Raw genomic sequence first — 14,776 nt, forward strand, 5'->3', positions numbered from 1 at the left:
ATTGATTCAACTATCCATTCTTTTTACTAGAATCCTCTTTATGCTTTTTTACCACATTAGGACCTGTGACAATAACCGTATCTACAGGTTCATAATAAGAATTAAAGGTATACGTAGAAGATCGCCCATCTCCATATACTATGGTTCTCGTCGTATCTACAGAAACTCCTTCATGACCTGCTTCCTCTACAGTTTCCTCTTTTACAGCCTCATCGATTTTTTCTATCTTTTTATTAGGAATTCTTTGTTCTTTACCTTTTGTAATCGTTACAGACTGTGGTACATCTTCCTTAGCTCCTAATATAGTAATGGTCACATAGCCAGCACCTTCTTCGGCGATCACATAGATGGGATGCGAGTAAGGGTTTTTAAACTGAAAGTCAATATATCCCCACGCCACAGTAGCATCTAAGCCTACTGGTATATAGGAAACAGGAGCAAAATGCGTATCACGTTCTACAATATCCATACCAGATAATAATGCTGTATTAAACAAGGTAGAACTTACTTGGCATATGCCGCCACCAATACCTGGCACCAAACGTCCTCCCATAAATACAGGCGCATCATCATAGCCCGCTTCAGCAGTCCGTTCTCCTACAACTTGATTAAAGGAGAAAATACCCCCTGCCGGAATCAAGGTTTGATGAATTTTTTGAGATGCTAAATGAATATTATGGGCTCGGCTTGTATTAGAGCCATCAAAATAAGTCGTAAAGGACCCCAATATGGAAGTGATAGACACTAAATCTTTATCTGTTATCGTAGGCTGTGCAGACTCATTGATAACAAGTTCTAGGGTCTCTACCTTCCCTTCTTGTAGCTGTTCTTGCAAACGTTTCATGGTAGCTGTCACATCCAATTTACGTCCTACCTTAGCAGGCTGATGTACCACTGTGTTACCTTCTAAAGTAACAGTGGCATTGGCCCCTACTTGTCCCATGGCCTTAGCGTAATTCATAAAGTAGGACTCAGCCATAGGTCCATCTACTTTATATCGAATGTTCATCGCTTTTCCATGAAGTAACGCATCTACTCGGTGCATGACATAGGTCATGACATCACTTTCATAGCCATAATCCATTACATCAGTTAAGGTTCCCACCCTATCTATGGTAACCCCTAAATCTGTTAAATTCACGGTCGTTTCTTTTCCCTTAGGATCCACTATGCGAATCCTTTGTGACTGTGTGTTCCGCTCTTGTAAATAGGTGTCTACTTCATCCATACTTTGATGAGATATACTATGACCATCTATAGTTAATCCATAAATAGTGTTTCCCGTAGGCCATACAAGCCCTGTTACAGCTCCCCCAACGACAACTATAAGAGCTGACACAGTGGCAATATACTTTCGTTTCATACTTCTCCTAATTTGCGCAATAGGCTAAACAAATATCTTGAAATTGGCTCATATCTGCTATACCTTGACGGCTTTGCAAAATTAAATGATACAGCTGGCTAATCAATGTTGCTACCGCTGGGATTTGAATTTTTCGGCGCGCTTCAAAGGCTAATTTAATTGTATAGGGATTGGCTTTCATCCCTTTTTCCTTAAATAAGCTTTGAATCTCAGGTAATGTCATCCCATAAAACGCACATTCACTGACCATGAGTTGTAAATGCATTTGATTATGCACATAAGCCATCGCCATATCTACACTTCTATTCTTTAGCATAGAGGGGAATAAATCTAGTAATGTTCGTGCATCTTTCGCTAATAAAGCATCTTTAAAGCGAAAAATATTTTTCTCTCCAAAGTCTGTCATATGCTCTTTTAAAAATGGCGCTGTCATCGATTCCCCATTTTTTAGTAGTAGGAACAATCGATCAAATTCTGTGCGCAAAAATGCTAAAGGCACATCTTTCCACAAATCTACCAAGTCACGTAGATATGCCATGCCATCGAGATCTATCTTTTGCTTATGAGCCTTGCAATGTTGTTGTATCCACTGAAAGAGAGCTTCTCCCTCTACTTTTTCAAACTTAAAGGATTCTACAGCTCCCAAAAATGCTTTATTTCCTTGCAACCGTCCATCAATGGTTTCTGGATACACTACAATAATAGGATCTTCTCCAGTATAGCTTTGCAAATAGTCTCGCAATCCTTGCCACTCTGGAGCCAGCTTTTTCTTCGGTTTATCAAAGATAGGCAAATGGACAAGCAGAAATACTCGTGGTTCACCAAAGAGAGATACTTCTTGTAATTGTCCTAAAATAGAACCGGGACCTTGCTCTTCACGCAAGGTAAGCAAGGTCCGATCTGTATATTGATGTAAGAGATTCTGTTTTTTTCTTCTAATAATTGTGGTTCATCTCCATAGAGCAATGTAACCATCTGGCACCTCTTATAATGTTACTACATTGTTTTCATCACTACCTACAATATACACGCCTTCCTCCACATCAAATTGACTGTGCAAGGTATTCCACACGATAAAATGCATTGCCCCTCGTTCTTGATAATGCAATAATTGATTGCTAGCGGTCAAGCCATATATTGTATTCGTTTCTCTCTTAGTATTATACACTATTTCTTGAACTTTTTCTCCTTCTTTTCTAGGATGAAAGTGAAACTTTCTATGTCCTGTTACGATAATTTCATAGCCTGCTTTGGTATGAAGTTGTACAGATAACCAATCTAGTGTTAGCTCTTTACCAGCTTGCCCTTTACTATAAAGATGTTCTAAGGTATCCACATGAGTGTACCCCTTCTGATATCCTTCTACAAACACACCATTCCAACGACTAAACCCACGGTGATGCAAGGCATCTATACATTGTTTCATCGCTCGTGGTGAAATATCGCCATTCTTAGCATCTATATATAGGTATGCCTCCCTATAAAAGCCTGTCTTACAGACCATGAAAGCTGGTCCTGAGGAGATAGCAATAGGCACTACTTGCACCATTGGTTTTACATAAGATAGTCCTAAGGGCAACATCCCTACTACCAAGAGTGCAATACTTGCCATCCTATTCCATGCCACACGAATAGGCTCTTTCAGTGCTAACAACCAATATATATACGACACGCCTAGATACCACACTACCACTAACCACAAAGGCATGGGAGGTGACCACAATAGACCTAGATTACGAATAGCAAATAAAAGAGACATACTGGCTTTCAGAATGAAACCTAAGAGAGACCAACCTAATGTAAAAGTAAATACTAAATTTAGGATAGCCAAAAAAAGACCTGCTATAATCGCCATATCTAGCAAGGGCCCTACTATAAGGTTGGACAAAATACTAAGAAAACTAAGTATATGAAAATAATATAATTCAATTGGAAATATAAGAACTTGTGCAGAGATACATAAAGCCACCCCTTTAGAGATAGGATTCGGCGGAAATAGCCGATACACATAGGGATACAATCCGATGATGCCCAAGGTAGACCCAAAGGATAATACAAAACTAATATCTACCGCGAACAATGGTTTCCACAAAAGCAAACATAAGGCAGATAATAGGAGCGCATGTAACGCCCGATACGTACCGCCATGCATCACCACGTATCCGCTTAATAGTCCCATTATGGCAGATCGTAATACTGGCGGACTCCACCCCACAATTGTACAGTACAGTAAAATCAAAGCACAAGTGATGGAAAATTCTACACCTTTACGTAAATGCAACCGCTGCAATACGATAGAAATAATGAGAAATAACAAGGCAATATGAGACCCTGACACCGACAAAATGTGGATAAGACCTGTTTCACTGAATAACTTTACCATTGTTTCTGGTAGCATAGCATATTGACCGCCTAGTACCAAGGAGGCGCCTAAGCTAGCAATGGATGGTTCTAGATTCTCTTCAAATTGTTGTGCCACCCAATGATGGACTCTATCTAGATAAGCACCCAGTGCATACCCCGTATCAGTTATCCATGTGCCTAGGGTCTTCTCTACTGTGTAGGGGCCTTCTATGGTACCTTGGTACAAATTTCCTTGTAGTCCATCATTGATATATCTCGTTTTCATAGATAGAGAACCACTTTGCTCGTAATAGGTAAAGCCTTTCACAGTACCACGAATGACGTAGCGATCTCCCATATGAATAGGTGGCTCTCCTGGCACATAGATACGAATACTTCCCTTAGCGGGCACATGCTCAGTAGCGCCATTCTTATCTATATCCATTCCTTCTACATCAGCATCTACCATGGTCATAATGCCATCTAGCGTCACCGTAGGCTGTGGGTTACTAGTTAATTGCACATAATAGGCACCATCGGCACCATAATAAAACGGTCTATCTTCAAAATAGTGTGTGATGACTCGATCTGTATGTACATATCCTATAGCAGTAAATACAGAAATAATACCCACTAAGCCCATCACATATCGCATCATTTTATACATATGTTCATTACGTTGTTCGTATCCACGTAATCCTATTATCCCAAGGATGCCAAATATAGTAATGATACTTAACCAATACATAAGATAGGTGTATAATTCGTTTTCATATAGGCTCATACAAATTCCCAATAGCATTCCTAGCACACTGGTGATACCTAGATCTATTGGCTTTGGTAACCATTTCATAATCGTACTTTCTCCACAATTTTTTTATACAATGCAGGTCCTATCCCCTTCACCTGTCGTAATTCTTCTAAACTTTTGAAAGGACCATGTTCTTGACGATAGTCCACAATCTTTTTCGCCATCTTAGGGCCTATGCCCGATATTTTTTGTAAATCTGCTTCGGTTCCATCATTAATAGAGATATTTTGTTTTCGTAGTAACTCCTCAGGACTTCCGTGAAAGTTGAAATCTACATGAATATGTGCACTTTCCTCTAAGGTATCTTCTAAATGTAGATGATTCACATCTGCATAGGGTAATAGTCCTTTGCTGGCCTCAATAGCTGACTTCACCGTCGCAGGGCTTTGTAGCTCATACAATCCTGGCTCTTCTACCGCTCCTGTGACATACACCAAAATTGTATCTGCTTTCGTTTCCTTCTCCACTGGACCACCACGATTTCCTTTGTCTAACTGCTTCACAATCTTTGGGGTATCAGATGGTGATCCATCGCCTTTCATTGGTGTATCTGCTATAATAAGATAGTATCCACATACACACAGTAGGAATAGGCATACGATGATGCCAATTCGTTTTCGATTTGTTACTTTCATTCTATCACATCCTTTCAAACAAAAGGTTCGTCATAGATGAGTAGTATCCTTTAAAATTCACTACCAGTATATATTGGGAGGTATTATGAAAGAAGATTTACAACAATATGCCCGTCTTTTACTACAAGAAGGTGTCAATTTACAACAAGACCAACTGTTGGTCATCAATGGAGATGTAGAAAATAAAGATTTTGTATACATCGTTGTGGAAGAGGCCTATGCACTGGGTGCTAAAGATGTGCATATTAATTGGCGTAGCACTATCACAGCTAAGTCTCGTTTATCCAATGTAAAAGATGAGGTCTTATCTAATCCCGCGCCTTGGATTAAAGATATGTATAACCATATCCTTGATTCCAACGCATGTATTTTATCCTTAATCAGTGCAAATCCATTTGCCTATGAAGGTGTGCCTTCTGAAAAAATCGCTCTCGCCTCTCGTAGTATGGGCAAGTTAACTAAATTTTACCACGAGGCCATTATGGATTCTACCCTTACTTGGTGTGTAGCCTCAGTAGCCACTCTCACATGGGCTGATTTGCTTGGTTATGAGGGCACAGAAGAAGAAAAAATCAACCGCTTATGGAATACTATCTTTACCTTATGTCGTATGAAACACGTACCAGAAGAAGAATCCTTCAGCAACCATTTAGATCGCCTTGCTAAGCGCACCAAAACACTGAATGATTTACAATTGGTATCCTTACATTATACCTGTCCAAACGGTACAGACTTAACTTTACAAATGCCAAAAGGGCACTTATGGTTAGGTGGTAAAGAATCATCTAAAAAAGGAATTATCTTTGATGCCAATATTCCAACAGAAGAAGTATTTTCTGCACCGCACTATACAGGTGCCAATGGCATCGTGTATTCTACGAAACCATTAATCTATGATGGAAACCGTATCGAAGACTTCCATATGACATTCAGAGATGGTAAGGTCGTTGACTACGATGCCAAACAAGGTCGTGAGTATTTAACAAACCTCATTGAGACGGATGAAAACTCTTGCTACCTTGGAGAAGTAGCCCTTGTAGATCATTACTCCCCTATTAGCCAATCCAATATGATTTTCTTTGAAACCTTGTACGATGAAAATGCATCTTGTCACTTAGCATTAGGGGCTGCATATCCAACTTGCTTAGCCCATAGCGATGGATTATCTCAAGAAGAACTACACGCTCGTGGACTAAATACATCCTTAGCACATACAGACTTTATGATTGGTCATGAAAAAATGAATATCATGGGCACTACAAAAGATGGCAAAGAAGTTCCTATTATGATTGAAGGACGCTTGCAAGTATAAGGGCGCTCTATCTAAACATACTACTATGCATATTTCCCATAAATCCATCAGAACTCCCCATCTTATGGGAAGGGGTATGAACTAACATATGGTAATGCAAAAAAAGAGGTACCTCGCATGACAGCAAGGTGCCTCTTTTTATTGTGTCAATTTGTTTTCTGCCATATACCAATAGTCTATTCTATGACAACCCTATGGTCTTCTAGATATATAACCTAATTGTACTGTAAATAGTGCCTTATAGCAATGTATCTACAGCGATATTTACTAGTACATCGGATGGGCTTTCACAGATATAATCAGCACCAGCAGATTCTAATTCTTCCACTGAACCATATCCGTAAGATACACCCATAGCCACACAATTTAATGCTTTGGCAGCTTCCATATCGTATTTACGATCTCCCACCATGTACCAACGGGAGATTTTATATTTTTGTGCTGTAATTGTCTCCATATCTTTCAAAGCTTCTTTCAGAATGTCTAGCTTATGGACTAAACCAATTTCACGATTGGCCCCACGAATTACTTCAAAGTATGGATCTAATTTAAAATGCTTAATAATATCCTTCGCTTGTTCTTCTGGTTTTGCCGTAGCAATCCCAACATAGGCACCTGTTTTACGAAGCGCTTTTAAGGCTTCTTCAATTTGGGGATACACTGCATTTTCATATTTTCCAACGGAATCATACCGTTCTTTGAAAAAGTTGTAGGCCTGCTCCACCTCTTCATCTGTCATATGGCAATGTTCTTTAAAAGAATCCGCCAACGGTGGACCAATGAATAATTGTAATGTGTCCTCATCAGGAATAGGATGATTCATACTCGTTAAGGCATGACGTATAGATTTTAAAATTCCTTCATGAGAATCTGTTAAGGTTCCATCTAAATCAAAAATAACACAAATCATAATGACTCCTATCAAAAATAAATGTAGGGTAATATATAGGTTAACACATATAATAAGTAATCGTTGGTTGTTTCCATGTGTCAGTTCTACTTTCAAAAGTATACTAGATCTATATCATCCTAGGTACAGGATACATTTCTTAGCTGTGAAAAATACCTTTACAAGTAATACAGTAAAGAGTATACTGTATATAGAAAAGTTTCTATATAGTAGGAGGACAGTATGGAAGATAATCAAATTCCTACGGCCATTTTAGATAAGTTAACAAAAGTTTGTACTTGCCGTAGTATTACAAGAAAAGCAATTAAAGAAGCAATCTTAGATGGTTGCGATACATTTCCTAAAATTAGAGAGCGCACTAGTGCTGGTACCGGTGCATGCGGTGGCAAAGGCTGTGGCCCACGAGTGGTGAAACTTTTAAAAGAGCACCAAGAAGGACAATGGTAAGCTCGACCAACATAAGAATCATAAGATAGGTGATACATATCACCTATCTTTTTTATATACATAAAAAAGGCTGCTCAAGAATGTATATCATTCTGTAGCAGCCTTCTTTTTATTTCTTTAATGCTTCACGCAATGTATGCCAAGCAAGCACTGCACATTTAACACGGGCAGGCATGTTAGAAATATTTTGCAAAGCAATCGCATCTTCTAAGGCTTCTAATTCGTCTTCATCAGTCACTTCTTTTTTGATCATTCCTAAGAAAAGGTCCACTAGTTGGAAAGCTTCTTCTAAGGATTTACCAGTAATGACATCAATCATCATAGATGCCGATGCTTGGCTGATAGCACAGCCGGAACCTGTATAAGCAGCGTCTTTTACAATACCGTCTACCACATTCACTTGCAATGTTAAATCATCACCGCAACTTGGATTATGACCATGTTCACTAGCAGTAAACACCTCTAACAAACGCTTATTACGCTTGTCTTGGTTATGCTCCAAAATCAGTTCCGTATACACTTGATCCATTTCCATGGTATTGTTCTCCTTACTCTGACAAGCCCATGGTTGGTCGAACTGTTTTCAGGGCTTCCAAAAATTGATCTAAATCTTCTTTTTTAGTATAAATGTACATACTAATACGGTTGGATGCCGGTACTCCATAGTAAGCACCTAGTGGTTGCGCACAATGATGACCAGAACGTAAGCATACCCCATGGCTATCCATGATGGTTGCTACATCGTGAGGATGTACATCATCCACAGTGAAAGCAATGACTCCATGCTTTTCTTCTGGATTGGCACTACCTAATAAATGAATATGTGGCATAGCCGCTAGTTTAGGTAATACATAGCGCACTAATTCTTGTTCATATTCATGAATAGCATCCATACCAAACTGTTCCAAATACTCAATGGCAGCTTTTAATGTAACAGCACCATGTGCATTGGGTGTGCCAGCCTCAAATTTATAAGGTACTTCATTGAATGTTGTGGTTTGCTCTTTCACATATTCAATCATGTCCCCACCAAATAAGAATGGATCCATGTCTTCTAATAAGTGATATTTACCATACACCACACCAATACCTTGAGAAGCACACATTTTATGGCCTGAGAATACGAAGAAATCACAATCTAAGGCTTGCACATCAATAGCTTGATGAGGAGCCGATTGCGCTCCGTCTAGAATAGCAATGGCACCAACAGCATGAGCGCGTTCCACCAGCTCTTTTACTGGAAATTCCATACCTAACACATTACTTACATGGGCAAAGGATACAATTTTTGTAGATCCATCAATTTTATCCATTTCACCATCTTTGATGTGACCATTTTCATCTAGGTACATATATTCCAAAGTGGCCCCTGTCACTCGGCATACATATTGCCAAGTCACAAGATTTGCATGATGCTCCGCTATAGTGATGACGATTTTATCTCCCTCTTTTACATGCTTCAAGCCATAGGAATGAGCAATTAAGTTCAAACTTTCTGTAGTGTTTCGAGTGAAGATAATTTCTTCGCGTTTACGAGCATTAATGAATCGTTGCACCACATCACGAGCACCTTCATAGGCCTCGGATGCTTCCATAGCAAGCACATGGGCTCCACGATGGGGATTTCCATTATGATTCGCCATATGCATTTCTAATGCTTTCATCACTGGCACTGGAATTTGTGTAGTAGCACCGCTATCCAAGTAAGCAATGCGTTTACCACGATGAGTTCTTGTTAAAATTGGAAAATCTCTATATGCCTCTGCTATTGGTTTCATACTATCCCTCTCAATTATATTTTTTGTCGTAGTACTGCTAAGGCAGTTTCTTCCATTTCTTCATTGCCAATACGATCAATCAATGGTCGTAACATGGATTCTACGATGATATGTTTTGCTTCTTCTTCGTTGAAACCACGGCTCATTAAATAGAATAATTTAGCTGGGTCTAATTGACCAGCACTGGATGCGTGATTGCCAGATACATTATCTTCTTTACACAATAACAATGGTAAAGAAATGGACTTTACTTGTGGCGTTAATAGTAAACATGTATCTTCTTCTGCACCTTCAGATGCCAAGCTACCACGCAAGAAATCTAAGGTACCACGGAATGATTTTTTAGAAGAACCATTCAATGCACCTAAGTTATTAATATTACTGATTGTTTTTCTACCGATATGTTTCATTAACATGGCAATATCAAATACTTGCATACCTGTACCGCAATAGCCTAAATCATGTTCTACTTCTGCGTAGTCTCCTACTAAATCTTCTTGATAATTCAAGAAGTTTTCAGAACCACCCAACTCGATGTTGATGAACTCTACATGACCAGACTCTTCTACTCGTGTATAACGATGTTCAAATTGTTGTACCTTACCAGTTAGCAATTGCACTTTTTTGAACACCACAGATGCTCCTGTGTGGGACACGATTTCTGAAAGTAATCCCACATGACCATCAGTAGCTTCGCCTTTCAAGCAAAGCGTTAACTCTAAGGTAGAGTCTTTTTCCGCTTCGATTTGTAAGCGTGTTCTTTCACTGACAGCACCTTGTACATCAAGAACTATGGTCAATGCTTCCTTTGCACCAGCTGGTACTTGAATGTGATAGCCATGTGTAAAGTGATGAGATGCATCGCGCAACGCACCAGCATGGACACCTTCATAAGAAGGTTCTAATAGTTCCTTATTTGTAATGTCTGTTACAATGTGCTTGGACCCTTCAACTGTCACTGTAGCACGTTCTGTACCAGCCCATACATTGCCTTCTGTATGATTTACCTTTAACCAACGGAAAGTCGGTCTAGGCAATTCATTAAAATGTAATGTGTTGCTCATCCTAACCTCCTATCCGATAGAACCTTCAAGTTCTAAGGTAATCAAATTATTCATTTCTACGGCATATTCTAATGGTAATTCTTTAGAAATTGGTTCTACGAAACCACGTACAAGCATTGCTCTTGCTTCTTCTTCACTAATACCACGAGTCATTAAGTAGAAAATCGCTTCATCGGAAATACGGCCGATTTTTGCTTCGTGCCCTAAATCGACATTATCATTTTCAATAGTTATAGATGGAATGGTATCGGATTGAGACTCTTGGTCTAACATTAAGGACTCACAAGATACTGTCGCTTTAGAATGGTCTGCATTTTTACCGATGTTCAAGACACCACGGTAAATCGCTGTACCACCACTCTTAGAAATAGATTTAGAGTTAACATTACTTGTTGTATGTGGTGCGGCATGAATAACTTTTGCCCCTGTATCTAAATATTGTCCTTCCCCAGCAAATGTAACGCCTGTGAATTCACAATGCGCGCCTTCACCAGCCAAGATACTCATTGGATATAAGCAAGATACAGCAGATCCGAAGGATCCAGATACCCACTCGATTGTACCATTTTTACCAACTCGACTACGTTTTGTATTCAAGTTGTACATGTTTTTAGACCAGTTTTCGATAGTAGAATAACGCAAAGTAGCATTATCTTTTACGAATAACTCAACGCAACCAGCATGTAAGTTAGCTACATTGTATTTTGGAGCGGAACAACCTTCAATGAAGTGTGCTTTTGCCCCTTCTTCTACGATGATTAAAGTATGTTCAAACTGACCTGCGCCTGGTGCATTTAAACGGAAGTAAGACTGCAATGGAATATCTACAGTCACTCCTTTTGGTACATACACGAAGGAACCGCCAGACCATACTGCACCATGTAAAGCTGCAAATTTATGATCTGTAGGTGGCACTAATGTCATGAAATATTGTTTTACAATATCCTCATGTTCGTGTAGTGCTGTCTGCATATCAGTATATACAACGCCTTGACGAATCAAGTCTTCTTGAATACTATGATATACAACCTCAGAGTCATATTGAGCGCCTACACCAGCCAAAGAAGTTTTTTCAGCTTCTTGGATACCCAGACGGTCAAATGTCTCTTTAATATCTTCTGGAACTTCGTTCCAGTCTTCTTTCATATCAATTTTAGGTTTTACATAGGTCACAATATCTGCCATATTTAAGGCGCTAATATCTGGCACCCAATTAGGAACCTCTAATTGATTGTAAATTTCAAGAGATTTTAAACGGAAATCTAACATCCATTGTGGCTCATTTTTGTTAGCCCATATTTCACGAATGATATCTTCTGTTAAACCAGCTTCTGATTTATAGGAGAAATCAAATTCATTACGAATGTCATAGACGCCGCGATCCATCTCCTCAATTTGAGTTTTCTTTCTCGCTTCCATGAAATCCTCCTATACTAAATTTTTATATGCGTCGTAGCCTTTTTCTTCGATTTCACGAACGAGTTCAGGGCCACCAGTTTTTACAATACGGCCATCGATTAAGATGTGTACATAGTTTGGATTTAATTTTTGAAGAATTTGATTATGGTGAGTGATGATTAGCACCGCATTCTCTTCATTATGGAAACGGTTTACACCTTCAGATACGATACGAACAGCATCTACATCAAGACCGGAATCAGTTTCATCAAGGATAGCCAATTTAGGATTCAAAATAGACATTTGAAGAATTTCATTTTTCTTTCTTTCACCACCGGAGAAACCTTCGTTCACATAACGGTTAGCGTAAGAAGTATCGAAAGATAATTCTTCCATTTTTGCTTTCAATTCTTTTTTGAAAGCTAAAGCACGTACGTTTTCACCAGTAATTGTGTTTTTAGCCGTACGGATAAAGTTTTCTACTGTAATACCTGGTACGGAAATTGGATGTTGGAAAGACATGAAAATACCTTTTTTCGCACGATCGTTTACAGCTTCTTCAGTGATATTCTCACCATCAAATACAATGGAGCCTTCTGTTACTTCATAAGCAGGGTTGCCCATGATTACATTGGCCAATGTAGATTTACCAGCACCGTTTGTGCCCATTACTACATGGATTTCACCTTTATTAATTGTTAAATTGATGCCCTTTAAGATTTCTTTCTCTTCAATAGAGGCACGCACATTGTCTACGCGAAGTAATTCTGCCACGTATGTCACTCCTTATCAAATAAGTTACTATATACAAAAGAAGACTCGTTAGGTCTTAGCATATGTTGAATACCGTAAAAAAACGGATTCCACCAAAGTGTAATCCGCTGTTATATTCATAGCACGAGAACGCCACTTTGGCTTAAATCTAATTTAGTAAATATACTATTTATATTATACTGTGTATAGACTCGAACCGCAAGGTAATTTCTACTATTTTACTATGATTTTAATGATATATTAACATATCATCTATTCATTTATAGCATATTGAAATTTAAATTCTCCACCAAGAGACTCAACAATGTTTATTATACCGAATTTTCTCAATATTGTAAATGCTATTCCCATATTTTTTTAGGGATATAAAGCATTTTACTCTCTTCATATAACTACACTCAATTTCTATAAATATAGACTTGCAATTTATCCTACACAATTATATACCAACTCTAATAGATTGCCCCTCACGATTAGGTGCTAATTATATATAAATAGACATATACTCTATTTCCCTGAGATGTATAACAATGTCTCAGAAGTAACTAAAGCATATGTCTATATTAGCCTAAATAACTATCGTAAAGAACAGCCCTTTACATTTCTACTTATAAATTAGAAAAATCTAATGTAGCAAAATAATCATCTAGTGTTTCTGCTCGGCGAATTTGTGTGACACTGCCATCTTCATGTAGTAATAGCTCTGCGGAGCGCAATTTACCATTGTAATTGAAGCCCATAGCATGACCATGAGCACCAGCATCATGAATCACAATGCGGTCGCCCATGTCAATTTTTGGTAATTGACGATCGATGGCAAATTTATCATTATTTTCACATAAAGATCCAGTCACATCATAGGTCATGTTAGCTGGCTCATTTTCTTTTCCCATCACAGTAATATGATGATACGAGCCATATAAAGCTGGACGCATCAAGTTAGACATACATGCATCTAAGCCAATATAATGTTTATAAATATCTTTTTTGTGGATCGCTGTAGCCACCAAATACCCATAAGGACCTGTCACCATACGACCACACTCGTATGCCAATTGAATCGGGCTATGACCAGTTCCTGTAATCAAACGGTCATAGGCTGCTTTTACACCTGCACTTAACACCTTATAATCTACTGGAGTCTGCTCTGGTTTATAAGCAACACCAATACCACCGCCAAGGTCAATAAAAGATACTTCTACACCAGTTTGTTCTTTCACACGCAATGCTAGGTTAAACATCAATTCAGCCGTGCCTACTAAGCCATCAACATCTAGTTCATTGGATACCACCATCGTATGTAAACCGAAGTTAGTAATACCTTTTCCTTTTAAGTAGTTGATAGCTTCCATGATTTGTGCTTCCGTCATGCCATATTTCGCTTCTTCCGGAAGGCCGATAATTGTGTTACCACCTTCTTTTAAAGAACCTGGATTATAACGGAAACAAAAACGATCTGGCAACTCACCATGTTGTTCCAAATAGGCAATGTGCGTAATATCATCTAGGTTAATAATCGCACCTAAATCCATCGCTTTTTTGTATTCTTCGTACGGCGTATCATTGGAGGAGAACATGATGTCATCTCCTGTGATCCCCACCTTTTCGCTCAAAATTAGTTCTGCCATAGAGGAGCAGTCTGCACCAATACCGATTTCTTTCATCATTTTCATAATATATGGATTGGGCGTTGCTTTCACAGCAAAATATTGTTTGAACCCTGGTGCCCAACTGAAAGCATCTAAAAATGCGCGCATATTATCCATAATACCTTTCGCATCATAAATATGGAACGGCGTTGGATATTGCGCGATAATCGTTTCTAATTGTTCCTTTGTAAATGGTGTTGTTTTTGCGTTCATCTTAACTCCTCAATCTATTTGTAATGTACTATGTGACAGCCTCTTTCTGTAACATAGCTATATATTAAACAATAGGCAC

General features: G+C 38.7%; 13 protein-coding genes. 2 read left to right on the top strand and 11 right to left on the bottom strand.

Translation table 11 applies throughout. The features are described from left to right. Window positions 1-10: 10 nt before the first annotated feature. The 4 genes from HMPREF9200_RS04390 to HMPREF9200_RS04405 form a co-directional block, all read right to left on the bottom strand. The gene (locus HMPREF9200_RS04390; RefSeq protein WP_009353610.1) at window positions 11-1,363 is read right to left on the bottom strand and encodes a VanW family protein; all 1,353 of its coding nucleotides are present in this window, start codon (window positions 1,361-1,363) and stop codon (window positions 11-13) included. 7 nt (window positions 1,364-1,370) lie between these two features. Beyond that, entirely contained in the window at window positions 1,371-2,306 is a 936-nt protein-coding gene (gene holA / locus HMPREF9200_RS04395) for a DNA polymerase III subunit delta (RefSeq protein WP_083818412.1), read from the bottom strand. A gap of 42 nt (window positions 2,307-2,348) precedes the next feature. Next, window positions 2,349-4,454 (bottom strand): ComEC/Rec2 family competence protein, encoded by a 2,106-nt coding sequence (locus HMPREF9200_RS04400; RefSeq protein WP_218015397.1) that lies wholly within the window; start codon window positions 4,452-4,454, stop codon window positions 2,349-2,351. A 101-nt stretch (window positions 4,455-4,555) separates the two neighbouring features. Further along, on the bottom strand, window positions 4,556-5,152 hold the full coding sequence (locus tag HMPREF9200_RS04405; protein ID WP_009353622.1) for a helix-hairpin-helix domain-containing protein: 597 nt from the start codon (window positions 5,150-5,152) through the stop codon (window positions 4,556-4,558). An 85-nt stretch (window positions 5,153-5,237) separates the two neighbouring features. Between HMPREF9200_RS04405 and HMPREF9200_RS04410 the strand changes: the two genes are divergently transcribed. Then, window positions 5,238-6,464, top strand: coding sequence for an aminopeptidase (locus HMPREF9200_RS04410; protein ID WP_009353624.1), 1,227 nt, complete (start codon window positions 5,238-5,240; stop codon window positions 6,462-6,464). Window positions 6,465-6,702: 238 nt separating this feature from the next. Here HMPREF9200_RS04410 and HMPREF9200_RS04415 read toward each other — a convergent pair whose 3' ends face one another. Next, window positions 6,703-7,374: an HAD hydrolase-like protein gene (locus HMPREF9200_RS04415; RefSeq protein ID WP_009353635.1), complete on the bottom strand. Its 672-nt coding sequence runs from the start codon at window positions 7,372-7,374 to the stop codon at window positions 6,703-6,705. 222 nt (window positions 7,375-7,596) lie between these two features. Here HMPREF9200_RS04415 and HMPREF9200_RS04420 point away from each other — a divergent pair, with 222 nt between their 5' ends. Next, complete coding sequence (locus HMPREF9200_RS04420; protein WP_009353629.1) at window positions 7,597-7,821, top strand: (2Fe-2S)-binding protein; 225 nt, start codon at window positions 7,597-7,599, stop codon at window positions 7,819-7,821. 109 nt (window positions 7,822-7,930) lie between these two features. Here the strand turns inward: HMPREF9200_RS04420 and sufU are convergent, their stop codons facing one another. From sufU to HMPREF9200_RS04450, 6 genes are all read right to left on the bottom strand, one after another. Continuing rightward, the gene (sufU, locus tag HMPREF9200_RS04425) at window positions 7,931-8,356 is read right to left on the bottom strand and encodes a Fe-S cluster assembly sulfur transfer protein SufU (RefSeq protein WP_009353628.1); all 426 of its coding nucleotides are present in this window, start codon (window positions 8,354-8,356) and stop codon (window positions 7,931-7,933) included. Window positions 8,357-8,369: 13 nt separating this feature from the next. Further along, window positions 8,370-9,599 carry an aminotransferase class V-fold PLP-dependent enzyme gene (locus tag HMPREF9200_RS04430; RefSeq protein ID WP_009353615.1) on the bottom strand — a complete coding sequence of 410 codons (1,230 nt, stop codon included), beginning with the start codon at window positions 9,597-9,599 and terminating at the stop codon, window positions 8,370-8,372. A gap of 14 nt (window positions 9,600-9,613) precedes the next feature. Next, window positions 9,614-10,663 (bottom strand): SufD family Fe-S cluster assembly protein, encoded by a 1,050-nt coding sequence (locus HMPREF9200_RS04435; RefSeq protein WP_009353616.1) that lies wholly within the window; start codon window positions 10,661-10,663, stop codon window positions 9,614-9,616. Between the two features lie 9 nt (window positions 10,664-10,672). Beyond that, complete coding sequence (gene sufB / locus HMPREF9200_RS04440) at window positions 10,673-12,082, bottom strand: Fe-S cluster assembly protein SufB (RefSeq protein ID WP_009353634.1); 1,410 nt, start codon at window positions 12,080-12,082, stop codon at window positions 10,673-10,675. 9 nt (window positions 12,083-12,091) lie between these two features. Continuing rightward, window positions 12,092-12,835 carry a Fe-S cluster assembly ATPase SufC gene (gene sufC, locus HMPREF9200_RS04445; protein ID WP_009353596.1) on the bottom strand — a complete coding sequence of 248 codons (744 nt, stop codon included), beginning with the start codon at window positions 12,833-12,835 and terminating at the stop codon, window positions 12,092-12,094. A gap of 608 nt (window positions 12,836-13,443) precedes the next feature. After that, complete coding sequence (locus tag HMPREF9200_RS04450) at window positions 13,444-14,697, bottom strand: diaminopimelate decarboxylase (protein WP_009353613.1); 1,254 nt, start codon at window positions 14,695-14,697, stop codon at window positions 13,444-13,446. Window positions 14,698-14,776: the final 79 nt, after the last annotated feature.

The sequence above is a fragment of the Veillonella sp. oral taxon 780 str. F0422 genome (assembly GCF_000221605.1).
Classification (GTDB): domain Bacteria; phylum Bacillota; class Negativicutes; order Veillonellales; family Veillonellaceae; genus F0422.